Source organism: Caldimonas thermodepolymerans, assembly GCF_015476235.1.
Lineage (GTDB): Bacteria > Pseudomonadota > Gammaproteobacteria > Burkholderiales > Burkholderiaceae_C > Caldimonas > Caldimonas thermodepolymerans.
In genome coordinates this window covers 2,956,816-2,980,072 of record NZ_CP064338.1, presented here as the reverse complement: position 1 = coordinate 2,980,072, position 23,257 = coordinate 2,956,816, and the positions used below count along the sequence as shown (strand labels likewise).

At 68.7% G+C, this 23,257-nt stretch carries 24 protein-coding genes; 15 read left to right on the top strand and 9 right to left on the bottom strand.

The genetic code is table 11. The annotated features are described in order from the left end of the window. The first annotated feature begins 124 nt into the window (after positions 1-124). A complete protein-coding gene (locus IS481_RS14020) occupies positions 125-1,093 on the top strand; it encodes a DNA-methyltransferase (RefSeq protein WP_198425430.1) in 969 nt (322 codons plus the stop codon). A 289-nt stretch (positions 1,094-1,382) separates the two neighbouring features. On the opposite strand, the gene IS481_RS14015 is transcribed toward IS481_RS14020, so the two are convergent. After that, positions 1,383-1,667, bottom strand: coding sequence for a hypothetical protein (locus IS481_RS14015; protein WP_198425428.1), 285 nt, complete (start codon positions 1,665-1,667; stop codon positions 1,383-1,385). 173 nt (positions 1,668-1,840) lie between these two features. Between IS481_RS14015 and IS481_RS14010 the strand changes: the two genes are divergently transcribed. Further along, positions 1,841-2,521, top strand: coding sequence for an IS1595 family transposase (locus IS481_RS14010; protein WP_232529300.1), 681 nt, complete (start codon positions 1,841-1,843; stop codon positions 2,519-2,521). 122 nt (positions 2,522-2,643) lie between these two features. Further along, a complete protein-coding gene (locus tag IS481_RS14005; protein ID WP_104358710.1) occupies positions 2,644-3,093 on the top strand; it encodes an SRPBCC family protein in 450 nt (149 codons plus the stop codon). Between the two features lie 18 nt (positions 3,094-3,111). Here IS481_RS14005 and IS481_RS14000 read toward each other — a convergent pair whose 3' ends face one another. Then, the gene (locus IS481_RS14000) at positions 3,112-3,792 is read right to left on the bottom strand and encodes a class I SAM-dependent methyltransferase (protein ID WP_104358711.1); all 681 of its coding nucleotides are present in this window, start codon (positions 3,790-3,792) and stop codon (positions 3,112-3,114) included. Positions 3,793-4,069: 277 nt separating this feature from the next. Between IS481_RS14000 and IS481_RS13995 the strand changes: the two genes are divergently transcribed. From IS481_RS13995 to IS481_RS13980, 4 genes are all read left to right on the top strand, one after another. Next, positions 4,070-4,909: an FkbM family methyltransferase gene (locus IS481_RS13995; protein WP_104358712.1), complete on the top strand. Its 840-nt coding sequence runs from the start codon at positions 4,070-4,072 to the stop codon at positions 4,907-4,909. A 117-nt stretch (positions 4,910-5,026) separates the two neighbouring features. After that, complete coding sequence (locus IS481_RS13990; RefSeq protein ID WP_104358713.1) at positions 5,027-5,587, top strand: Spy/CpxP family protein refolding chaperone; 561 nt, start codon at positions 5,027-5,029, stop codon at positions 5,585-5,587. A gap of 86 nt (positions 5,588-5,673) precedes the next feature. Further along, a complete protein-coding gene (locus IS481_RS13985; protein WP_104358714.1) occupies positions 5,674-6,402 on the top strand; it encodes a winged helix-turn-helix domain-containing protein in 729 nt (242 codons plus the stop codon). Next, positions 6,399-7,769, top strand: a complete 1,371-nt coding sequence (locus IS481_RS13980) for a sensor histidine kinase (protein ID WP_104358715.1) — start codon at positions 6,399-6,401, stop codon at positions 7,767-7,769. Before IS481_RS13985 ends, IS481_RS13980 begins: the two co-directional genes overlap by 4 nt. Here IS481_RS13980 and IS481_RS13975 read toward each other — a convergent pair. Both IS481_RS13975 and IS481_RS13970 read right to left on the bottom strand, forming a co-directional pair. After that, on the bottom strand, positions 7,738-8,205 hold the full coding sequence (locus tag IS481_RS13975; protein ID WP_104358716.1) for a DUF3717 domain-containing protein: 468 nt from the start codon (positions 8,203-8,205) through the stop codon (positions 7,738-7,740). The genes IS481_RS13980 and IS481_RS13975 overlap by 32 nt on opposite strands. Before the next feature lie 14 nt (positions 8,206-8,219). Then, positions 8,220-9,533: a tryptophan--tRNA ligase gene (locus tag IS481_RS13970; protein WP_104358717.1), complete on the bottom strand. Its 1,314-nt coding sequence runs from the start codon at positions 9,531-9,533 to the stop codon at positions 8,220-8,222. Positions 9,534-9,641: 108 nt separating this feature from the next. Between IS481_RS13970 and purN the strand changes: the two genes are divergently transcribed. Beyond that, complete coding sequence (purN, locus tag IS481_RS13965; protein ID WP_104358718.1) at positions 9,642-10,268, top strand: phosphoribosylglycinamide formyltransferase; 627 nt, start codon at positions 9,642-9,644, stop codon at positions 10,266-10,268. Positions 10,269-10,289: 21 nt separating this feature from the next. Here purN and IS481_RS13960 read toward each other — a convergent pair whose 3' ends face one another. Further along, the gene (locus IS481_RS13960) at positions 10,290-10,535 is read right to left on the bottom strand and encodes a DUF1653 domain-containing protein (RefSeq protein ID WP_104358719.1); all 246 of its coding nucleotides are present in this window, start codon (positions 10,533-10,535) and stop codon (positions 10,290-10,292) included. Between the two features lie 31 nt (positions 10,536-10,566). Between IS481_RS13960 and IS481_RS13955 the strand changes: the two genes are divergently transcribed. Both IS481_RS13955 and IS481_RS13950 read left to right on the top strand, forming a co-directional pair. Then, positions 10,567-11,826: an RsmB/NOP family class I SAM-dependent RNA methyltransferase gene (locus IS481_RS13955; RefSeq protein ID WP_104358720.1), complete on the top strand. Its 1,260-nt coding sequence runs from the start codon at positions 10,567-10,569 to the stop codon at positions 11,824-11,826. A gap of 168 nt (positions 11,827-11,994) precedes the next feature. Next, positions 11,995-13,218, top strand: a complete 1,224-nt coding sequence (locus tag IS481_RS13950) for a DesA family fatty acid desaturase (RefSeq protein WP_104358721.1) — start codon at positions 11,995-11,997, stop codon at positions 13,216-13,218. A 363-nt stretch (positions 13,219-13,581) separates the two neighbouring features. On the opposite strand, the gene rpmG is transcribed toward IS481_RS13950, so the two are convergent. From rpmG to trxB, 3 genes are all read right to left on the bottom strand, one after another. Next, positions 13,582-13,749, bottom strand: a complete 168-nt coding sequence (gene rpmG / locus IS481_RS13945; RefSeq protein WP_104358722.1) for a 50S ribosomal protein L33 — start codon at positions 13,747-13,749, stop codon at positions 13,582-13,584. Positions 13,750-13,772: 23 nt separating this feature from the next. Next, on the bottom strand, positions 13,773-14,006 hold the full coding sequence (gene rpmB / locus IS481_RS13940; protein WP_104358723.1) for a 50S ribosomal protein L28: 234 nt from the start codon (positions 14,004-14,006) through the stop codon (positions 13,773-13,775). Positions 14,007-14,262: 256 nt separating this feature from the next. Continuing rightward, on the bottom strand, positions 14,263-15,225 hold the full coding sequence (gene trxB, locus IS481_RS13935; RefSeq protein WP_104358724.1) for a thioredoxin-disulfide reductase: 963 nt from the start codon (positions 15,223-15,225) through the stop codon (positions 14,263-14,265). Between the two features lie 245 nt (positions 15,226-15,470). Here trxB and IS481_RS13930 point away from each other — a divergent pair, with 245 nt between their 5' ends. The 3 genes from IS481_RS13930 to lolA all read left to right on the top strand — a co-directional run bounded on the left by IS481_RS13930 (position 15,471) and on the right by lolA (position 19,238). Further along, the gene (locus IS481_RS13930) at positions 15,471-16,139 is read left to right on the top strand and encodes a Crp/Fnr family transcriptional regulator (protein ID WP_104358725.1); all 669 of its coding nucleotides are present in this window, start codon (positions 15,471-15,473) and stop codon (positions 16,137-16,139) included. A 106-nt stretch (positions 16,140-16,245) separates the two neighbouring features. Beyond that, on the top strand, positions 16,246-18,636 hold the full coding sequence (locus IS481_RS13925) for a DNA translocase FtsK (RefSeq protein ID WP_104358726.1): 2,391 nt from the start codon (positions 16,246-16,248) through the stop codon (positions 18,634-18,636). Beyond that, positions 18,633-19,238: an outer membrane lipoprotein periplasmic chaperone LolA gene (lolA, locus tag IS481_RS13920; protein WP_104358727.1), complete on the top strand. Its 606-nt coding sequence runs from the start codon at positions 18,633-18,635 to the stop codon at positions 19,236-19,238. The genes IS481_RS13925 and lolA overlap by 4 nt, the downstream gene beginning before the upstream one ends. A gap of 190 nt (positions 19,239-19,428) precedes the next feature. Here the strand turns inward: lolA and metG are convergent, their stop codons facing one another. Next, positions 19,429-21,495, bottom strand: coding sequence for a methionine--tRNA ligase (gene metG, locus IS481_RS13915; RefSeq protein ID WP_104358728.1), 2,067 nt, complete (start codon positions 21,493-21,495; stop codon positions 19,429-19,431). 141 nt (positions 21,496-21,636) lie between these two features. Here metG and apbC point away from each other — a divergent pair, with 141 nt between their 5' ends. Beyond that, positions 21,637-22,728: an iron-sulfur cluster carrier protein ApbC gene (gene apbC, locus IS481_RS13910; RefSeq protein ID WP_104358729.1), complete on the top strand. Its 1,092-nt coding sequence runs from the start codon at positions 21,637-21,639 to the stop codon at positions 22,726-22,728. Between the two features lie 13 nt (positions 22,729-22,741). Beyond that, positions 22,742-23,257, top strand: coding sequence for a DUF3305 domain-containing protein (locus IS481_RS13905; protein WP_104358730.1), 516 nt, complete (start codon positions 22,742-22,744; stop codon positions 23,255-23,257).

The following is a 23,257-nucleotide window of genomic DNA, read 5'->3' as shown; positions in this document are numbered from 1 at the left end:
GTGATCCAGTCCGAAGGGTCGAATGAAACGGATTTATTGGTTGACTTTGTCAATGGATTTCTTGCTATACTTACCCTCACAGAGATGCATGTTACCAACGGTTGCCCCGGTGCCCAAGACAAGAATGAAGATTGAAACCCCACAACCCGAGCTGTTCACCAAGCCGCAGGAACACCCCGCCAAGCTGGTTCGGAAGCTCAAGCCGTTCTACCGCACCGCAGCGGGGGCGGCCTATTTGGGCGATTCGCTTGATACCTTGAGGGCGATGCCGGACGGCTGTGTCAATCTGGCATTCACGTCGCCACCCTATGCGCTCCACTTCAAGAAGGAGTACGGAAACGTCAGCAAGGCGGACTACGTGGACTGGTTCCTGCCGTTCGCACGCGAGATTCAACGCGTGCTGACCGATGACGGCAGCTTCGTCTTGAATATCGGGGGGAGCTGGAATCCGGGGTCGCCCACGCGGTCGCTGTACCACTACAAGCTGATGATCGCGCTTGTAGAGGAGCTGGGCTTTCACCTCGCCCAAGAATGCTACTGGTACAACCCGGCAAAGATGCCCGTGCCCGCGGAGTGGGTGACGGTGCGCAGGGTTCGGATCAAGGATTCAGTTGAGCACGTCTGGTGGCTGTCCAAGACACCTCACCCGAAGGCGAACAACCGCAACGTACTTCGCCCATACAGCGCGGACATGCTCCGGCTGGCGAAAAAGGGCGTGAAGACAACGGTGCGACCCTCCGGTCACAACATCAACTCGTCGTTTGACAAGATTGAGTCGGGCGGGTCGATACCTTCCAACGTGCTCGAAGATCAGATTGCCAATGAAATGCTGATCGCGGGCAACAATGCGGCCAACGATCCCTACACGAAACGATGCAAGGAAACGGGCATCAAGATTCACCCCGCGCGTTTTCCTGCGGTGCTGCCTGAGTTTTTCATCAAGCTGCTGACGGATGAAGGGGATTTGGTTGTCGATCCGTTCGCGGGCTCGAACACCACGGGGGCGGTCGCTGAACGTCTCGGGCGGCGCTGGATAGCCGCGGACCTGGTCGAGGAATACCTTGAGGCCAGCAAGTTCCGGTTCGGAGAGTAGGCAAGGCCCGCCGTCATCTTCCTCCAGGTCGAGGGGCGAGGTGATACGCTTCCCGGAAGCCTCCGACGACAGGCCTTGAAGGGTTGTTGAGGCCGCGCTTGACGCACGGCCTCCTCAGTAGATGTTGCTGACTTCCTCGGCGCACTTTGGGCAGAACCTATGCCCAGCGTGGGCGCTCCAGAAGTCCGTGCGACAACGAATGCAGGCGCGGACCTTCACCCGGGGATCGTCAGGCCGGAGCCACCGCGGGACATGGCCGCCCCACTCCCGCGGGAGAGGCGGGGTGTTCTCAGGCTTCGTCGCCCTCATCGCCAGCGGCCTCCTCAATCGCCTGACGGGATAGCGCCAGCGACAGGTTGGTAATCCCGTCTGCCTTACCGCGAACGAACTCACGGTCAGTCGCAACGGCAGTCTTGTAGGCGAGCTGGACCCCTTCGAGCTTGGTGTGAATCCGCTTCCAGACTTCGCCCAACAGGCGCTCCGCGAAGGCCTGCACAGCGAAGGGGCGGCGATCCTTCGGGCGGCGGTCGATCACCGTAGCGATAGCAGCGCCCAGCACGAGGTCCCCGGCCATGATCGCGGTCCGGGCGGCGCTTTCGAGTTCGGTAATTCCTAAGCAAACCGGACCAAATCTGAGAGGATTTGGTCATGAAGCGATGTCCCGGATGTGCAGGTTGTCGGCACTATCGCCTGGGGGACGGACGTCTGAAGTGCCGCGCTTGCGGGCTGCGTTTCACGTGGACGTCGGTGTGGGACTCGGTACGACTGCCCACAGCGACGAAGGCACGCCTGCTGGAGTTGTTCGTGCTGGGCGTGCCGTCGTACCGGCAGCGGTTCCTGTCCGATACCAGCGCGGTCTCGCGGGAGCGGTTCTACCGACTGGTGCGTGGCTGCTGTGCGCTGGTGGAGCAACTGCGCGAGCCGTTCGAAGGCGCCATCGAGTGCGACGAGACCACCTTCGGTGGCGCCCGCAAGGGCAAGCGGGGCTGGGGCGCTGCGGGCAAGGTGATCGTGTTCGGGCTCGTCAAGCGCAACGGCTGCGTCAAGGCGATGCCGATCCCGGCCCATGACCGGGCATCGATCATGCGCGAGATCGAGGCGCACACCCGAGAAGGCGCGCTCTACTACACCGACGAGTGGCAGGCCTATGCCACGCTGAAGCTGCGCGGCGAACACGTGATGATCCGCAAGGAGAAGGGTCGGCCTGCCGGGCGAGATCACATCAACGGCATCGAGGGCTTCTGGAGCTACGCCAAGAACTGGCTCTACATGTATCGTGGCGTGCCCCGGCAATACTTCCACCTGTACCTGGCCGAAGTTTGCTACCGGTTCAATCACCGGCACGAGAACCTGCAACCCTTGCTGTACAAGCTTCTCAAGCAGATCTCCATCCAGGAACTACGTCCAATTCTGGTCCGGAAAGGTTAGGAATTACCTTTTTTCTTGCCCGTCGCGTGTTCCCCGGGGCGTGCGTGCGGCGGAGGTCGATTTCCGCCGCGCCGGATCGTCGTGCAGGCGTGTGCAACGTTCTCCGATGAAAGGACCCTGCCATGCCGACCGGAACCGTCCAGCTGCACCGCGTGCTGACTGCCCCGCCCGAGCGGGTCTATCGCGCCTTCCTCGAGCCCGATGCGGTGGCCAGGTGGCTGCCGCCGCACGGCTACACCTGCCAGGTGCATCACCTGGAGCCCCGCGTCGGGGGTACGCATCGCATGTCGTTCCGCAACTTCGGCACCGGCCATGTCGACCACTTCGGCGGCGAATACCTGGAGCTGGTGCCGCACGAACGGATCCGCTACACCGACCGCTTCGACGATCCCGGCCTGCCGGGCGAGATCACCGTGACCGTCACGCTGCGCCCGGTGGCCTGCGGCACCGAGCTGCGGATCGTGCAGGAGGGGATCCCGGAGGTCATCCCGGTCGAGATGTGCTACCTCGGCTGGCAGGAGTCGCTCGAGCAGCTGGCGCGGCTGGTGAACCCCGGGATCCCGGACGCGTGAGCACCCCGGCGTGGGCGCTCAGTTGCGCACCACCACCAGCCTCGACAACCCGAACAGGTTGACCGGCCGCACCGAGACGACCTCCCAGTCGTGGGCGAGCACGTGCGCCTCGTAGCTGAAGTCGGAGCGGAAGCCGATGCGATCGGCCAGCGTCGTGACGCAGCGTTCCAGCCACCACCACAAGCGGCTGCCGCTGAAGTGGTTGAGGATGACGATGTGGCCACCCGGGCGGCAGACGCGGCGCAGCTCCGCGACCAGCCGCGCCGGATCGGGCGTCACTGACAGCACGTAGGGCAGCACCACGCAGTCGAAGCTGGCGTCGGCGAAGGCCATGCGCTCGGCGTCCATCGCGTGCAGCTCGATGCGGCGCTGCGGCAGGCGCGCGGCGCGTTGCCGGGCGCGCACGAGCATGTCCTCGGAGATGTCAATGCCGGTGACGTGGGTGGCTGCCGGGTAGCGCGCCAGCGTCAGTCCCGTGCCGACCCCGACCTCGAGCAACGTGCCGGGCGCCAGCTGCTGCACCGTGCGCGCCAGGTGGCGGCGCCCGGGCTCGAGCACCGCGCCGAAGATCCAGTCGTACCACGGCGCATAGCGGCCGTAGGTGCGCACGACGCTGTCCAGCGTGACGGCCGGCGGCGTGCGCCGCGACGCGGTCGCCGGGAGCCGACCGGAGTCTCCGGCCGCGCGAGGTGGTGTCATGCCGCGTCCTTTCTGCAGGGATCGGATCGGGGTCGATCATCGCACGCTGGGCCCAGGCTGCGCGAGGACCGGAAACCCCAAGGCAGGCAACCGCCGTTCCCTGTGTGCCGGCGCGGTCCTTCCGGACGCCGGTCTTTCGTTTCAGGGTCGCGCCTTGCGCGGTGGCACCGGCAGCAACACTTTGCTTCAACGTCGGCCCGCGGGGCGCGCTAGGGTGGGCCCGGTGTCGTCACGTCGTGGCCGGGCACGCGCACCGGGAGCGGCCAGGGAGAAGAGCATGAAGCAAGCGTTCAAGGAGTGGGCCAAGGCCCTGGTGCCGGCCCCGTGGCTGACGCAGTGGCAGGTCCGGCGGACCCTGCGCCGCTCGCCCGAGGCGGAGATGCGGCTGCTGCCGGCGCTGTGCCGCGCCGGGACCTTCGTCGACGTGGGCGCCAACCTCGGACACTGGAGCGGCTGGGCGGCGCGCATGTTCGCGCAGGTGCATGCCTTCGAGCCGCTGCCCGCGCTGGCGATCGCGCTGCGTCGGGCTGCGCCGCCGCATGTGACGGTCCACGAGCTCGCGCTGTCGGACCGCGAGGGCGTGGGGCGCTTTGCCGTGCCGATCTACCGCGGCCGGCCGTGGATGACCCGCGCCTCGCTGGAGCGCGATGCCAACAGCGGCTTCGACGATGAAACCGTGGTGCACGTGCGGGTGGCGCCGCTGGACCAGCTCCAGCTGCGCGACGTCGACGTGATCAAGATCGACGTCGAAGGCCACGAGGCGGCGGTGCTGGCCGGGGCGCGCCAGACGCTGCAGCGCGAGCGCCCCACGCTGATCGTCGAGATCGAGGAACGCCACCATCCCGGCGGCTCCGAGCCGGTGATCGAGGCGCTGCAGACGCGCGGCTACATGTGCTGCTACCTGCGGGGCCGGCGCATCGAGACCTACCGGCCCGGCTCGATGGCCGAGCTGCAGCCGGTGCAGGCGCGGCCGCTGCCCGGGCGGGAGCCTCCGGCGGCCGGCTACGTCAACAACTTCTTCTTCGTGCCCGTCGAGCGCGCCTACGAGGTCGAGGCGATGGAACGCCTGCTCGGCGTGCCGCCGTCTCCTGCCGAGCCGGAAGCCTCGGCCGCCTGAGGCGGCGCGACCCCTTCACACAACTTTACCCTCGGTCCATCCCCGCTTAACGCCCGGTTCCGATGATGCCTTCCATGGGCGCTGTGCCCTGACCCACTCTCAAGGAAGGAGTACATCGTGACCGCTACCACCCAACGTCTGCGTCGTCCCTCGAAGACCCTGATCGCCGGCCTCGTCCTCGGCGTGGCCGCCGCCATGGCCGTTCCGTCGTTCGCCCACGGGCCGCGCCACGGCGCGCCGATGGGCCTGATGGGCGGCCCCGGCGGCTTCATCGGCAACCCCGAGCGCGTGGACCGCATGGTCGACCGCATGCTGCGCGACCTGAACGCCAGCGAGGACCAGCGCACCCAGATCAAGCAGATCGCCCGGGCCGCTGCCGCCGACCTGAAGGCGCAGCGCGAGGCCAGCCGCGGCCTGCACCAGAAGGCGCTGGAGCTGTTCACCCAGCCGACCGTGGACGCCAACGCCGTCGAGGCGCTGCGCCAGCAGCGCATGGCCCAGGCCGAGCAGCGCTCCAAGCGCATCAGCCAGGCCCTGGTCGAGATCAGCCAGGTGCTGACGCCCGAGCAGCGCACCCAGCTGGCCGAGCGCATGAAGCAGCGGGCCGAGCGCTTCAAGGAGCGCAAGGCGCGCCATGAGCGCCACCACGGCCCGCGCGGCGAGCAGCCGCGCCAGTGATGGCCTGACCCCGCAGGCGCCGCCGCATCCCGGCGGCGCTTGCCGTTATGCTCGGCGCTTCTTCCCTTGCATCGACCTTGCTGCCCATGTCTGCCCGCATCCTGCTGATCGATGACGACACCCGCCTGACCGGCATGGTGGGCGATTACCTGCGCCAGGCCGGCTACCTGATCGACGCGGTGGCGTCGCTGAAGGCCGGCCGCGAGCGCCTGGAGCGCCGCGACCACGGCTTCGACGGCGTGATCCTCGACCTGATGCTGCCCGACGGCGACGGGCTGGACCTGTGCCGCGAGCTGCGCGGGCTGGCGCACACGCGCCAGCTGCCCATCCTGATGCTGACCGCGCGCGGCGAGCCGATGGACCGCGTGGTCGGGCTCGAGCTGGGCGCCGACGACTACCTGCCCAAGCCCTTCGAGCCGCGCGAGCTGCTGGCGCGGTTGCGCGCCATCCTGCGGCGCAGCGTCGCGAACGGGCAGCCGCCGGCCGACGACCCCGACGTCAAGCGCTTCGGCCGGCTGGAGATCGACTTGGGCGCCCGCGTCGCCCGGCTGGACGGCCGCGAGTGCGACCTCACCAGCTACCAGTTCCAGATGCTCGCCGTGCTGGCCGAGCACCCGGGCCGCGTGCTGTCGCGCGACCAGATCATGGATGCGCTCAAGGGCCATGCGCTGGAAGCGTTCGACCGCTCGATCGACGTGCACATCTCGCGCATCCGCGCGGCGATCGAGGACGACCCGAAGAACCCGCGCCGCATCCTGACCGTGCGCGGCGCCGGCTACGTGTTTGCCAAGAAGCAGGACAGCGACGAAGCGTGAAAAGCCTCTACCTGCGCATCTACCTCACCGTCGTGGCGGTGCTGCTGCTGTTCGCGCTGGCCGCCGGCTGGCTGTTCAAGCGCAACATCGAGGAGGAACGCCAGCTCGACCAGGCCGCCTGGTCGGAGCGCCTGGCCGCCTGGGGCGACCTGGCGCAGAACAACCTGCCGCCGGCCGACGCGCCGCGCGCGGAGCAGCGCGCGGTCCTGCTGGAATGGTCCGAGCGGCTGCGCCTGCCGCTGGCGCTCGAGGACGCGCAGGGGCGGCGCATCGCCGCCTCGGACAGCTACGAGCGCATCGAGCGCGAGGGGCCGCGCCGCCGCTGGCGCATCCCGCTCAACGACGGGCGTGCCATCGTGGTGCTGCGCCCGCAGCGCACCGCCGTGCCGCAACGCGAAGGCGGGGAACAGCGGCCGGACCAGGCGTGGCGCGACGGCGCGCCCGAGCGCGAGGGGCAGGCCGCACGCCGCGACCTGCCGCCGCCTCCGCCACCCTTCCTGAGCGGCGGCGGGCTGGTGGTCGCGCTGCTGGTGCTGTTCATCGCGGTGTCGGCCGGGGCCTACCCCGTGGTGCGCCGCCTGACCCGCCAGCTGGAGGCGCTCAAGCGCGGCGTCGAGACCTTCGGTGCCGGCCAGCTGCACCACCGCGTCAGCGTCAGCGGGCGCGACGAGGTGGCCGCGGTGGCGGCGAGCTTCAACCAGGCCGCCGACCGCATCGAGGCGCTGGTGCGCTCGCACCAGTCCCTGCTGGCCAACGCCTCGCACGAGCTGCGCTCGCCGCTGGCACGCCTGAAGATGGCGCTGTCGCTGCTGGAGACCGCCTCGCCCGAGTCGCGTGCCTCGTTGATGCAGGAGATCGGCAACAACATCCGCGAACTCGACGCGCTGGTCGAAGAAGTGCTGCTGGCCAGCCGGCTCGATGCAGCGCCGCGCCTCGACCGGCACGACCCGGTGCACCTGCTGGCGCTGGCGGCCGAGGAGGGCGCCTACGTCGACGCGCGGGTCGAGGGCACCGACGCGATGGTGCGCGGCGACGAGCGCCTGCTGCGCCGCGCGCTGCGCAACCTGCTCGAGAACGCGCGCCGCTACGGCGGCAGCGAGCCGATCGAGGTCAGCGTGACGGTCGAAGGCCAGGACGCGGTGGTGCGCGTGTGCGACCGTGGCCCGGGCGTGCCCGAGGACCAGCGCGAGCGCATCTTCGAACCCTTCTACCGCATGCCCGGCCACGCCGAGCATGCCGGCGGCGTCGGGCTGGGCCTGAGCCTGGTGCGGCAGATCGCCGAGCGCCATCGCGGCCAGGCGCGCTGCGAGCGGCGCGAAGGGGGCGGCAGCTGCTTCAGCCTGCGCCTGCCGCTGGCTGCGGCGTAGCCGCGTCGGCGCCGGCCTGCGCCGCAGCGGGCGCATCGAGCGCCCGCTCGGCGTAGCGGTTGAAGCGCCACGCCGTGCCCTCCTGGATCACGCGGCGCCAGGTGGCGCGCTTCTCGGCCGGGGTCATCTCGGGCCAGAACTGCACCTCGTCGAAGGTGCGCCCGCAGCCCTTGCAGACGTCGTCGCCCTGGCTGGTCGAGCAGATCGCGATGCACGGCGTGTCGGGCGTGCTGGCGTACCACCGGAGCCACGCCTCCTTGGCGCGCCGCGGCATCGTGTGCTCGTCGCACTCGGACTCGCGGTAGTACACCATCAGCGCATACACCTCGGCCAGCGCGCGCACCTCGGCGCAGGCGGTGATGCCGTCGGGCGAGGGATGGCGTTCGCGCCACCAGTTGATGGCAGCCTCGATGTCGGTGATGTGGATGCCGGCCATGGCCGTCTGCGCGCTCACTCCTCGCTGGCCGCCACCAGTGCGCCCAGCGCCGCTTCCACGTCCTCGCGCGCGACGCCGGCCGGGATCTCCACCGGCGCCTCGGCCAGCGCCGCGGCGCCTTCGGTCTTCAGGCGCTTGACCCAGCCGCCGGCCTCGCGGCCTTCGGCAAAGCCGCGGCTTTGCAGCAGCACCGTGCCGTTGGCCGCCGTCAGCTTGAAGTAGAACTGGCCGTCGGCCTCGCGGTACTGCTTGAACACCGGCAGCTGGGGCTTGGCCGCCTCGCTGCGCCGGGGCTGCGCGGTCACCGGCAGGGCCTTCATCGGACGCAGGCCGACCGCTTCGCGCAGCTCGGCGAGGAATGGCGTGGCAATGCGCCGGGCGCGGCGCGCGCCGTCCTGCAGGATCTCCTCGATGCGCTCCGGATGGGCCATCAGCTCCGCGTAGCGGTCGCGCATCGGGCCGATGTGCGACTCGATGAGGTCCACCAGGCGCTGCTTGGCATCGCCCCAGCCCAGGCCGGCGCGCAGGTCGGCGCGGAACTCGGCACGCTGCTCGGGCGTGGCGAAGGCATCGTAGATCGTCACCAGCGGCGTGCCGTCCGGGTCCTTGGGCTCGCCGGGCAGGCGCGAGTCGGTGACGATGCGCGCCACCGCTTCCTTCAGCGCCTTGGGGCCGCCCTCGAACAGCGGGATGGTGTTGTCGTAGCTCTTGGACATCTTGCGCCCGTCCAGGCCGGGCAGCGTGGCCAGCTCCTCGTCGATCTGCGCCTGCGGCAGCACGAACAGGTCGCGCCCGCGGCCGTAGAGGTGGTTGAAGCGCTGCGCGATGTCGCGCGCCATCTCGATGTGTTGCACCTGGTCGCGGCCCACCGGCACGCGGTGCGCGTTGAACAGCAGGATGTCCGCGGCCATCAGGATCGGGTAGCAGTACAGGCCCATCGTGACGTCCGCGTCGACATCCTTGCCGGCGGCAAGGTTCACGTCGGTGGCCGCCTTGTAGGCATGGGCGCGGTTCATCAGGCCCTTGGCGGTGACGCAGGTCAGCAGCCAGGTCAGCTCCGGCGTCTCGGGCAGGTCGCTCTGGCGGAAGAAGTACACCCGCTGCGGATCCAGCCCGGCGGCCAGCCAGGTGGCGGCGATCTCCAGCCGCGAGCGCTCGACGCGCGCCGGGTCGTCGCACTTGATCAGCGCGTGGTAGTCGGCCAGGAAGAAGAAGCTTTCGACGTCGGGCGCGCGGCTGGCCTCGACGGAGGGGCGGATGGCGCCGACGTAGTTGCCCAGGTGGGGGGTCCCGGTGGTGGTGATCCCGGTGAGGACGCGTTCGGTCATGGTGGGAGAATCGCAGGGCAAAGGATGCGGGCGCGCGGCGCCCGGAAAGAGGGAGATTGTAGGAGGCCGTCCGGGAACCGGTTCGGCCGAAGGCTACACTCGCGCCCCATGAAACGCATCGTGATCCTGATCTCCGGCCGTGGCTCCAACATGGAAGCCATCGTGGAGGCCTGCGCCGCCGAGCGCTGGCCGGCCGAGGTGGCGGCGGTCATCAGCAACCGCCCCGACGCCCGGGGACTGCAGTACGCCGCCAGCCGCGGCATCCCGACCGACACGGTCGACCATCGCAAGTACGACACCCGCGAAGCCTTCGACGCCGAACTGGCCCGCGTGATCGACCGCCACGCCCCCGACCTGGTGGTGCTGGCCGGCTTCATGCGCATCCTGACCGCGCGTTTCGTCGAGCACTACGCCGGTCGCCTGATCAACATCCATCCGTCGCTGCTGCCGGCCTTCCCCGGGCTGCACACGCACCGCCGCGCGATCGAGGCGGGCTGCAAGCTGGCGGGCGCCACCGTGCACTTCGTCACTGCCGAGCTGGACCACGGCCCGATCATCATCCAGGCCGTCGAGCCGGTGCATCCCACCGACACCGAGGACACGCTGTCGCAGCGCATCCTGGCCAAGGAGCACGTGATCTACCCGCGCGCGGTGCGCTGGATCGTGCGCGACGAGCTGGAGGTGCGCAACGGCATCGTCACGCACCGCGAAGGCGAGCCGCAGCTGCTGTTCTGAGCCACGCGCCTTGCATGCCGCTCAGGGCCGCGGCTCGATGCGGGCGAAGCGCGGCTGCGCGCGTCCCTCGACGACCACGGTTTCGAAGAACATCGCATGCGGGCGCACCCACAGCGCGCCTTCGCCGTACAGCGGCCGGTACACCACCAGCGGCTCCAGCGTCTCGCTGTGGCGGGCGCAGCCGAGCACTTCGTACTCGCGGCCCTTGTAGTGGCGGTAGCGGCCGGGCGGGGTGGGAGGCAGCGGGGGCAGGTCGTTGGCGGGCATCGGATCTCTGTCGCACGGGATAATTCGCGTCATGCATCCTAATGCCCTCCTGGACCTGGCCACCGAACTGCTGCGCCAGGTCCTGAAGTTCGACGCGCCGGCCGACACCGTCGTGTCCGGCTTCTTCCTCCAACACCGCCAGCTCGGGCCGCGCGAGCGCCACACGCTGGCCGAGACCGCCTACCACGTGCTGCGCCAGCGGCTGCTGCTGCAGCACTTCGCGCAATCGGGCGCCGGCGCGCTGGAGCGACGCCTGGCCATCCTTGGATGGCAGGGCGACGAGCGCTTCCTGCAGGGCGCGCTCGGCCCCAAGGAACAGCAGTGGCTGGCCCAGGTGCGCCTGGTCGACGTCGCGACGTTGCCCGAGAAGCTGCGCCACAACCTGCCGGACTGGCTGGTCGCGCCGCTGAAGCAGTTCCTGCCCGAGGCCGAGTTCTGGCCGCTGGTCGACAGCCTGGCCCGGCCCGCGCCGCTGGACCTGCGCGTCAACCTGCTGCGCCTCAAGCGCGAGGCGGCGGTCGAGGAGCTGGCCCGCGCGGGCATCGCCGCGCAGCCGACGCCGTACTCGCCCTGGGGCCTGCGCGTCGACGGCAAGCCAGCGCTGAACAAGCTGGACATCTTCACGCGCGGCGACATCGAGGTGCAGGACGAAGGCAGCCAGCTGCTGGCGCTCTTGATGGGCGTCAAGCGCGGCGAGATGGTGGCGGACTTCTGCGCCGGCGCCGGCGGCAAGACCCTGGCGCTGGGCGCGGCGATGCGCAACACCGGCCGGCTGTATGCCTTCGACGTCTCCGGTCATCGCCTGGACAAGCTCAAGCCGCGCCTGGCGCGCAGCGGCCTGTCCAACGTCTACCCGGTGCAGATCGCGCACGAGCGCGACGAGCGCATCAAGCGCCTGGCCGGCAAGATCGACCGCGTGCTGGTGGACGCGCCGTGCTCGGGCCTGGGCACGCTGAGGCGCAATCCGGACCTCAAGTGGCGCCAGTCGCCGCAGGCGGTGGCGGAACTGCGCGACAAGCAGCAGGCAATCCTTGCCAGCGCTGCCCGCCTGGTCAAGCCGGGCGGCCGCTTGATCTATGCCACGTGCAGCCTGCTGGAGGACGAGAACGAGCGCATCGCCGAGGCCTTCGCCGAGTCGCATCGCGACTTCGCACCGCTGCCGGCCGCTGCGGTGCTCGAACAGGCCAAGGTGGCCGACGCGCAGCAGCTCGTGACGGGCCCTTACCTGCGCCTGTGGCCGCACCGCCACGCCACGGACGGATTTTTTGCCGCCGTCTGGGAACGCAGGTGAGGTTTCGCGGTCTGAGTCACCAAGCCCGATCGCAAGGCCCCGGTGGGCCTGAAATTTGCCCTCTTGTGGTCGGATACAGTGGATGTCACCGGGAAACCGGTGTATTTTGGCGGCCCATCCCGGGGGGCCTCACCTACAATCCAGCCAGCTTCTGAAAGGCTGTTCTCAATGTCTGAATTCCTGATCGTGTGGGAAAGTTTGATCGATTGGCTCGCCAACGGCGTGACCAATGCCACCTGGTGGCAGATCGTGCTGTACACGCTAGTCACCACCCACATCACGATCGCGTCGGTCACCATCTTCCTGCACCGATCGCAAGCCCACCGCGCCCTCGAGCTGCACCCGGCGGTGGCCCATTTCTTCCGCCTGTGGCTGTGGCTCACCACCGGCATGGTGACCAAGGAATGGGTCGCCATCCACCGCAAGCACCACGCCAAGTGCGAGACCGAAGACGATCCGCACAGCCCGCAGACGCGCGGCATCCGCAAGGTGCTGCTCGAAGGCGCCGAGCTCTATCGCGCCGAGGCCAAGAACCAGGAAACCCTCACCAAGTACGGCCACAACACGCCGGACGACTGGATCGAGCGCAACCTGTACAGCCGCTACACGTGGCAGGGCGTGGGCCTGACGCTGATCCTCGACCTGCTGCTGTTCGGTGCCGCCGGCGTCGCCGTGTGGGCCGTGCAGATGCTGTGGATCCCGATCACCGCGGCCGGCATCATCAACGGCCTGGGCCACTACTGGGGTTACCGCAACTTCGAGGCGCCCGATGCGTCCACCAACATCTCGCCGTGGGGCATCATCATCGGCGGCGAGGAGCTGCACAACAACCACCACACCTACCCGACCTCGGCCAAGCTGTCGGTCCGCAAGTACGAGTTCGACATCGGCTGGCTGTACATCCGCTCGCTGGAGCTGATGGGCCTGGCCAAGGTGCGCAAGACCCCGCCGATGCTCAAGCTCGGCCCGGTCAAGCCGGTGGCCGATGCCTCCACCCTGCAGGCCGTGATTGCCAACCGCTACGAGGTGATGGCCAAGTACGGCCGCGAACTGCGCCGCGCCGTGAAGGCCGAACTGGTGCAGCTCAAGGAAGCCGGCGCCAAGAACTCGGCGCGCTGGAAGGAGCTGCTGCTGGCCAAGCGCTGGCTGCACCGTGACGAGAACGTCATTCCTCCCAGCATCAAGCCGCAGCTGGCCCATGCCTGCGAGAGCTCGCCGGTGCTGTCCAAGCTGGTCGCGATGCGCGAGGAGCTGCGCCAGATCTGGACCCGCACCAACGTCTCGGCCGAACAGCTGGTCGCCGACCTGCAGGCCTGGTGCAAGAAGGCCGAGGAAAGCGGCGTGGCTGCGCTCCAGGACTTCGCGCTCAAGCTGCGCGCCGCGACGGTCTGAGCAGCCCCCCGTTCCGTTCCTGCAACAAGCGCCTCCATCGGGAGGCGCTTTTGTTTTGGGGCGCGCCCAGGCTTCGAGGCGGTCTTGCGCCCACGGCGCGCAGCCGGTGGGGCCGGGCCCTGCGGCGCCGTGCCGTCGTTGCTCCCGGGCGGGCCCTGGACCGCCGTCGTGCAGGAGGTGCGCCGCGCGGCCCCCGCGGGCGTGGCCGGCAGGGGCCTGGGGGGGCAGTGCGCGGGCAGGCCAAGGCCCTGCACGGGGCTGCCAGGCGGGCGGCGGGTGCCGCAGCGGACCGGCGGGCGTCGGGCAACAAAAAACCCGCCGGGCGTGCGCCGGGCGGGTTTCCTGCGGAGAAGCGCGGCCGAATTACTTCAGCTTCACTTCCTTGTAGATGACGTGCTTGCGAACCTTCGGATCGAACTTCATGATCTCGAGCTTCTCGGGCGTCGTCTTCTTGTTCTTGGTGGTCGTGTAGAAGTGACCGGTACCAGCGGTCGACTCCAGCTTGATCTTTTCGCGAGCGGTCTTGGCCATGGTGCGTTTCCTTCAGGGGGCGATCAGAGTTCGCCTTTGGCGCGCAGGTCGGCCACGACCTGGTCGATGCCGACCTTGTCGATCAGGCGCAGCGCGGCGTTGCTCACGCGCAGGCGCACCCAGCGGTTTTCGGACTCGAGCCAGAAGCGACGGTACTGCAGGTTGGGCAGGAAGCGGCGCTTCGTTTTGTTGTTCGCGTGGGACACATTGTTGCCCACCATCGGGCGCTTGCCCGTAACTTGACAGACGCGTGCCATGACGCTTCTCCGTTTCAATCTCGGTTCAGATGTGACGCCTAGAGCAGGCGGCCTGGGTCACTGCGGCCGTCGCCGGCCGGGCCTGCCCGCCTGATGAGCGCCCTTCGAGGACTGGCGCTGTTCCGACGGCTCCCGACCCTCGCGGGTCGCAACAGTTGGATGGCGCAGTCACCATCGGCAAAGAATGCGATTATAGCCATAAAGCGAACGCCGGCCAATCCGGCCGGCGTCCCAGGGGTTTCGGCCGGCCTTGCCGTCAGGCCGCGCCGCCTTGCTCCAGGTAGCGCTGGGCGTCCAGCGCGGCCATGCAGCCGGTGCCGGCGCTGGTGATCGCCTGGCGGTAGACGTGGTCCTGCACGTCGCCGGCGGCGAACACGCCCGGCACGCTGGTCATCGTGGCAAAGCCGTTCAGGCCGGAGCGGGTCAGGATGTAGCCGTCCTTCATCTCCAGCTGGCCCTTGAAGATGTCGGTGTTGGGCTGGTGGCCGATCGCGATGAAGCAGCCCTTGAGCGCGATCTCCTCGGTGCTGCCGTCGTTCACGTTGCGGATGCGCACGCCCGTGACGCCCGAGTCGTCGCCCAGCACCTCGTCCAGCACCGAGAACAGCTTCAGCTCGACCTTGCCGTCGCGCACCTTGTCCATCAGCTTGTCGACCAGGATCGGCTCGGCGCGGAACTTGTCGCGGCGGTGGATCACGGTCACCTTGCGGGCGATGTTGGACAGGTACAGCGCCTCCTCGACGGCGGTGTTGCCGCCGCCGACGACGCAGACGTCCTCGCCACGGTAGAAGAAGCCGTCACAGGTGGCGCAGCCGCTGACGCCGCGGCCCATGAAGGCCTGCTCCGAAGGCAGGCCCAGGTACTTGGCCGAGGCGCCGGTGGCGATGATCAGCGCGTCGCAGGTGTACTCGCCGGCGTCGCCCTTGAGCCAGAACGGGCGCTTCGACAGGTCGACCTCGTTGATGTGGTCGAACACGATCTCGGTGTTGAAGCGCTCGGCGTGCTGCTGGAAGCGCTGCATCAGGTCCGGGCCCATCACGCCGTTGACGTCGGCGGGCCAGTTGTCGACCTCGGTGGTGGTCATCAGCTGCCCGCCCTGGGCCAGGCCGGTGATCAGCACCGGCTTCAGGTTGGCGCGCGCGGCGTAGACGGCGGCGGTGTAGCCGGCAGGACCGGAACCGAGGATCAGGACCTGGGCGTGCTTCGGTGTGGTGCTCATGGAGGGGCGCTTCGATGCAAAGTGAGGGCAGACTCGGGTCGCACACCTTCCAGCAAATGCGGGGCTTACGGTAGAGTGCCGCTTGTGAGATATCTCACGAGCCAGCGGGAAGGGTACTTTCCAGCCGACGGATGGAGCTTTCCGGCGCCATCGCCAGGCTGCATTGTAGGAAAGGCTGGCAGCCGGACGGGCGACGCGGGCTTTGCACGCGATCAAGGGCCAAACAACGCAAAAGGTGATCTCTGATGGCGATGCTGTCCAACCTGGACCTGATTCGACGGGTCCCCTTGTTTTCGATGCTCACCAACAGCCAGGCCGAGGCCGTTGCCGAGGGCGTGGTGAAGCGGCGTTACCGCCGTGGCGAGATCATCGTGGAGCAAGGGCGCAAGTCCAATGCGCTGTTCATCCTGCTGACCGGCCGGGCCCGGGTGCTGACGGCCGATGCCCGCGGGCGCGAGGTCATCCTGGCGATGTTGCATCCGGGCGACTATGTCGGCGAGATGAGCCTGATCGACAACGAACCGCACTCGGCCACGGTGCGCGCCGAGGTGCAGACCGACGTGCTGGTGCTGGGCCGCACCGAATTCGCCCGCTGCCTGCCGGAGAACTCCAGCCTGTCGTACGCGATCATGCGGGGCCTGGTGTCCCGGTTGCGCGCGGCCGACCGGCAGATCGAGTCGCTGGCGCTGCTGGACGTCTACGGCCGGGTCGCCCGCACGCTGCTGGACATGGCCGAGGACAACAACGGCACGCTGCTGATCCGCAACAAGGTCTCGCGCCAGGACCTGGCCAAGATCGTCGGCGCCTCGCGCGAGATGGTCAGCCGGGTCATGAAGGACCTGGAAGAACGCCACTACGTCGAGACCCAGCCGGACGGCTCGGTGATCATCAAGGAACGCCTGCAGGTCAACTGAACGGGCCCGGCGCGAACGCCGGTCCGGCGGGGGCCGCGTGCCCCCCGCAGGGGTGGATGTGCGCGCCTTGCGGTGGCAGGATGCGCGCTTGATTCACAATCCGCGCATGGCATTTCCACTCGGATCCCTCGGTGCGCAGGACGCCGACGCGGCTGCGCCCGCCCCTGCTCCGTCCGGACGCGGCGCGTCCGGGACCTACACCCGCAAGCCCAAGGCCCCCCCGCCGCCGCCGGCGCCGCCACGCTGGCGCCTGCAGCTCAACGTCTTCCTCGGCGCGCTGGGGCTGATCCTGCTGCTGCTCGCGATGGCGACCCACTCGCCGTCGGATGCCGCCTGGTCGACCACCGGCGACGGCGCGCCGACCCGCAACGCGGCGGGCGTGCTGGGCGCCTGGGTGTCGGACCTGCTGCTGTTCCTGTTCGGCTTCTCGGCCTGGTGGATCGTGCTGATCGCGGTGCGCAGCTGGCTGTCGGCGCTGGCGCGCCTGCTGCGTGGTGACCGGGTGCCTGCGGTCGAGGCGCCGGAGGCCCCGCCCAAGTGGCTGCTGTGGGCCGGCGTGGTGGCGCTGCTGTGCGCGAGCAGCAGCCTGGAATGGACCCGCCTGTACCACCTCGAGGCCCACCTGCCCGGCCCGGCCGGCGGCGTGCTGGGCCACACGCTCGGCCCGGCCAGCATGCGGCTGCTGGGCTTTGCCGGCTCGGGCGTGTGGTGGATCGCGCTGCTGGTGGCCGGCGTCTCGATGGCGCTGCGCTTCTCCTGGGTGCGCACGGCCGAGCGGCTGGGCGCCTGGATCGACGGCTGGCGCGTCTGGCGCGAGACCCGCCGCGAGATCCGCGAGGACCGCCGCCTGGGCGAGAAGGCCATGAAGGAACGCGAGCAGGTGGTCGAGGTCGAGCGCCAGGTGATCGTCGACCATGCGCCGATCGTGATCGAGCCGCCGGTGATCGAGGTGCCCAAGTCCGAGCGCGTGGTCAAGGAGCGCCAGAAGCCGCTGTTCACCGAGCTGGCGGACACCAGGCTGCCGCAGGTGGACCTGCTCGATGCGGTGCCGTCCAAGGTCGAGACCGTGACGCCCGAGACGCTGGAGATGACCTCGCGGCTGATCGAGAAGAAGCTCAAGGACTTCGGCGTCGAGGTGCGCGTGGTCGCGGCCGCCCCGGGGCCGGTGATCACCCGCTACGAGATCGAGCCGGCCACCGGCGTGAAGGGCGCCCAGATCGTCAACCTGGCCAAGGACCTGGCGCGCTCGCTGAGCCTGGTCAGCATCCGGGTGGTCGAGACCATCCCGGGCAAGAACCTGATGGCGCTGGAGCTGCCCAACGCCAAGCGCCAGACCATCCGGCTGGCCGAGATCCTGGGCTCGCAGGCCTACAACGACGCCCAGTCAATGCTGACGCTGGGGCTGGGCAAGGACATCGTCGGCCACCCGGTGGTGGCGGACTTGGCCAAGATGCCCCACCTGCTGGTGGCGGGCACCACCGGCTCGGGCAAGTCGGTCGGGATCAACGCGATGATCCTGTCGCTGCTGTACAAGGCCGAGGCGCGCGACGTGCGCCTGATCCTCATCGACCCCAAGATGCTGGAGATGGCCATGTACGAGGGCATCCCGCACCTGCTGGCGCCGGTGGTGACCGACATGAAGCAGGCCGGCAACGCGCTCAACTGGTGCGTCGGCGAGATGGAGCGCCGCTACAAGCTGATGAGCAAGCTGGGCGTGCGCAACCTGGCCGGCTACAACAAGAAGATCGCCGAGGCCGCCGAGCGCGGCGAGAAGATCCCCAACCCGTTCAGCCTGACGCCCGAGGAGCCCGAGCCGCTCGACCGGCTGCCCTACATCGTCGTGGTGATCGACGAGCTGGCCGACCTGATGATGGTGGTGGGCAAGAAGATCGAGGAGCTGATCGCGCGCCTGGCGCAGAAGGCGCGCGCGGCGGGCATCCACCTGATCCTGGCCACGCAGCGCCCCTCGGTGGACGTGATCACGGGCCTGATCAAGGCCAACATCCCGACGCGCATCGCGTTCCAGGTCTCGAGCAAGATCGACAGCCGCACCATCCTCGACCAGATGGGCGCGGAGACCCTGCTCGGCCAGGGCGACATGCTGTACCTGGCGCCCGGCACCGGCCTGCCGGTGCGGGTGCACGGCGCCTTCGTCAGCGACGAGGAGGTGCACCGCGTGGTCGAATACCTCAAGACCCAGGGCGAGCCCAACTACATCGAGGGCATCCTGGAAGGCGGCACGCTGGACGGCGAGGGCGGACCGGCCGGCGAGGGCCTGGGCGGTGGTGCGGACGGCGAGGCCGACCCGATGTACGACCAGGCGGTGCAGGTCGTCCTGCAGCACCGGCGCGCCTCGATCTCGCTGGTGCAGCGCCACCTGCGCATCGGTTACAACCGCGCCGCGCGCCTGCTGGAACAAATGGAAAAAGCCGGCCTCGTATCCAGCATGGCCACCAACGGAAACCGGGAGATCCTCGTCCCGGCACGCGAAGAATGAAACACCTGTTCCTGACGGCCCTGCTGGCCGTCGCGATGCCGGCCTGGGCCGATGCGGTCGACACGCTCAAGCGCTTCGTGCAGGAGGTCAGGAGCGGCCAGGCCGCCTTCACCCAGACCGTCACCTCGCCCGACGGGGCGAAGAAGCGCGTCACGCAGGGGCGCTTCGAGTTCGCCCGTCCGGGGCGTTTCCGCTTCGAGTACGACAAGCCCTTCGAGCAGCTGATCGTCGCCGACGGGCAGAAGGTCTGGCTCTACGACCCGGACCTGCACCAGGTCACCGTGCGCGCGATGGACCAGGCGCTGGGCGCCACGCCGGCGGCGCTGCTGGCCGGCGGGTCGCTGGAGAAGGATTTCCGCCTCGCGCCGGCCGAGGCGAGCGACGGCCTGCAATGGGTCGAGGCGGTGCCGCGCGACAAGGACAGCCAGTTCCGCACGGTGCGCGTCGGCTTCCGCGACCAGGCGCTGGCCGCGCTCGAGATCCTCGACAACTTCGGGCAGAAGTCGGTGCTGCAGTTCAGCCAGGTGCAGTCCAACGTGGCGGTGCCGGCCGAGCGCTTCCGCTTCACGCCGCCGGCGGGCGCGGACGTGCTCGAACAGTGAGGTAACGCGGCAATCGCTTTGTAACCACGCCGCCGCCAATCCCGGCTAGGCTGTCGGCGGGAGACGGCCCCTGCGGAACACTCGTCGCATGGGGTGGCTGTCGTGGCGACACGGCAGCACCGCGGGGGCTCGACCCCACCTTGCCGCAGCGGACGCCAGGGCACCGCGTCCGCGACGGCGCCTTCCCGTGTCAGCGCACCCGCATGCCGGGCTCGGCACCGGGCCAGGGCTCCAGCACGAAGACGCCGGGATGCGCCTTCTCGTCGGCGTGCGAGGCCGCCAGCACCATGCCCTCGCTGACGCCGAACTTCATCTTGCGCGGCGCCAGGTTGGCCACCATCACGGTCAGCTTGCCGATCAGGTCCTCGGGCTTGTAGGCGGACTTGATGCCGCTGAAGACGTTGCGCGTCCGGCCCTCGCCGACGTCCAGCGTCAGGCGCAGCAGCTTGTCCGAGCCTTCGACATGCTCGCAGTTGACGATCTTCGCGATGCGCAGGTCGACCTTGGCGAAGTCCTCGATGCCGATGGTCGGCGCGATCGCCTCGCCGCCGGGCAGCGCCGGGGCGGCCGGCGCGGGCGGCTCGAACAGGGCGTCGAGCAGCTTGGGGTCGACGCGCTGCATCAGGTGCTGGTAGGTGCCGATCACGTGCTCGCCGAGCCGGCGTTGCGCGTCGGCGAAGCTCAGTGGCTCGACCTTCAGGAAGGCCTCGACGTTGGCGGCCAGCGCCGGCAGCACCGGCTTGAGGTAGATGGTCAGCAGGCGGAACGCCTCGATGCAGACCGAGCAGACCTCGTGCAGGCGCGCGTCCTGCCCTTCCTGCTTGGCCAGCTCCCAGGGCTTGTTCTGGTCGACGTATTCGTTGACGCGGTCGGCCAGCAGCATGATCTCGCGCACCGCCTTGCCGTACTCGCGCTCCTCGTAGAGGCGCCCCACCTCGGCGGCGCCGGCGCGCAGCGTGGCGAGCAGCTGCTCGCCGTCGGCCGAGATCGCGGCGGTGAGCCGGCCGCCGAAGCGCTTGGCGATGAAGCCGGCCGCGCGGCTGGCGATGTTGACGTACTTGCCGACCAGGTCGCTGTTGACGCGCGCGACGAAGTCGTCCGGGTTGAAGTCGACGTCCTCGACGCGGGCGTTGAGCTTGGCGGCGATGTAGTAGCGCAGCCACTCGGCGTTCATGCCGAGCGACAGGTACTTCAGCGGGTCGATGCCGGTGCCGCGGCTCTTGCTCATCTTCTCGCCGCTGACCGTGATGAAGCCGTGCACGAACACGTTGTTCGGCGTCTTGCGGCCGCTGAAGTGCAGCATTGCCGGCCAGAACAGCGTGTGGAAGTAGGTGATGTCCTTGCCGATGAAGTGGTACTGCTCCACCTCGGGGTCGGCGATGAAGTCCTCGAACGAGCGCACCTCGCCGTACTTCGCCTTCGGGCCGCCCTTGTCGAAGTAGTTCTTCAGCGAGGCGAGGTAGCCCACCGGCGCGTCCAGCCAGACGTAGAAGTACTTGCCCGGCGCGTCAGGGATCTCGATGCCGAAGTAGGGGGCATCGCGCGAGATGTCCCAGTCGGACAGGCCGCCAGCGCCGCTGTCGTCGGTGGCGAACCACTCCTTGACCTTGTTGGCCACCTCGGGCTGCAGCTTGCCGTCCTGCGTCCACTGCTGCAGGAACTCGATGCAGCGCGGCGAGGACAGCTGGAAGAAGTAGTGCTCGCTGGACTTCATCACCGGCGTCGCGCCGGTCAGCGTCGAGTACGGGTTCTTCAGCTCGGTCGGGGCGTAGACCGCGCCGCACACCTCGCAGGAGTCGCCGTACTGGTCCTTGGCGCCGCAGCGGGGGCACTCGCCCTTGATGTAGCGGTCCGGCAGGAACATCTCCTTGACCGGGTCGAAGAACTGCTCGATGTGGCGCGAGTAGATCAGCCCGTTCCTGCGCAGCGCGCGGTAGATGTCCTGCGCCAGCTGGGTGTTCTCGGGGCTGTCGGTCGAATGCCAGTTGTCGAAGCTGATGTGGAAGCCGTCCAGGTACTGCTTGCGGCCGGCGGCGATCGCCGCGACGAATTCCTGCGGCGTCTTGCCGGCCTTCTCGGCGGCGATCATGATCGGCGCGCCGTGGGCGTCGTCCGCGCCGACGAAGTGCACCTGGTGGCCCTGCATCCGCTGGAACCGCACCCAGATGTCGGCCTGGATGTACTCCATGATGTGGCCGATGTGGAAGTTGCCGTTGGCGTAGGGCAGGGCGGTCGTGACGAAGAGCTTGCGGGTCATCGTGGCCTCGGGTGGCTGGCGCCCGGCGGGCGCATCGGACAGGGAAATCCAGGATTCTAGGCGGCTCGCCACAGGTTCGCGTCGGCTGCGATAGACTGCCCGTTGGCCGATCCCTTCGCCCTTTGTCGTCCGCTTCTTTCCATGACCCTGACCGAAACCGCACTGCTTGACGCGCTCAAGACCGTCATCGACCCCAACACCGGCAAGGATTTCGTGTCGACGAAGTCGGTGAGGAACCTGCGCATCGACGGCAGCGACGTGTCTTTCGACGTCGAGCTCGGCTATCCGGCGAAAAGCCAGCTCGCCGACCTGCGCAAGGCGCTGATCGCCGCGGCCCGCAGCGTGCCGGGCGTGGGCAACGTCAGCGTCCAGATCGCGACCAAGGTGATCGCCCACGCCGTGCAGCGCGGCGTGCAGCTGCTGCCCAACGTGAAGAACGTGATCGCCGTTGCCTCCGGCAAGGGCGGCGTCGGCAAGAGCACCACCGCGGCCAACCTGGCGCTGGCGCTGGCCGCCGAAGGTGCCACGGTCGGCATGCTGGACGCTGACATCTATGGCCCCAGCCAGCCGATGATGCTGGGCATCGACGCCCGCCCGGAAAGCCTGGACGGCAAGACCATGGAGCCGCTGGAGAACTACGGCGTGCAGGTCATGTCGATCGGCTTCCTGATCGAGCCGGACAACCCGATGATCTGGCGCGGCCCGATGGCCACGCAGGCGCTGGACCAGCTGCTGCGCCAGACCAACTGGCGCGACCTGGACTACCTGATCGTCGACATGCCGCCGGGCACCGGCGACATCCAGCTGACGCTCAGCCAGCGCGTGCCGCTGACCGGTGCGGTGATCGTCACCACGCCGCAGGACATCGCGCTGCTGGATGCCCGCAAGGGCCTGAAGATGTTCGAGAAGGTGGGCGTGCCCATCCTCGGCGTGGTCGAGAACATGGCGGTGCACGTGTGCCCGAACTGCGGCCATGCCGAACACATCTTCGGCGCCGAGGGCGGCAAGCGGATGGCTGCCGAGTACGGCGTGGACTACCTGGGTGCGCTGCCGCTGAACCTGTCGATCCGCGAGCAGGCCGACTCCGGCCGCCCCACCGTGGTCAGCGACCCGGACGGCGAGATCGCGAAGATCTACAAGGAAGTCGCCCGCAAGGTGGCGGTGAAGGTGGCGCAGCGCGCCAAGGACTATTCGTCCAGGTTCCCGACCATCACCATCTCCAAGGGCACCTGAGAGGCTGACCGTCATGCCGCGTCCCTGCGTCGAAGTTGCCGTCGTGCTGGAGCGCGAGGCCAGTCCGAACGTCTGGGAAGACTGGCGTTTCCGCATCGTCGAGGTCGTCGAGCAGCAGGAGGCTTTCGGCCGCGAGCCGCGTCTGCTGCACGACGACGGCCGCATCGCGCGCTGGATGTTCCCGGCCTTCCGGCTGGAGCTGTTCCGTGACGAGGCCGAGGGCTACTACCTGAACCTCAGCTCCGGCCAGCCGGTGTGGTTCGTGATGTGGCGCATCGATGACGAGGACCCGTCGCGCGCCACCGTCGAGCAGGTCAGCCTGTCGTACAACGAGGCAGGCCGCTGGCTGGACGCGCAGGAGCGGGTCGACAACGTGCCGCTGCAGCCGCCGCTGGTGGCCTGGCTGCAGGCCTATACCGCCGAGCACTACAAGCCCGAACCGAAGAAGCGGCAACGCCCGGCGTCCTTCGTGTCGCCCGATGCACGCATCGCGCACGCCGGGCTGAAGGGCGACAAGGCTCCGGAGTGA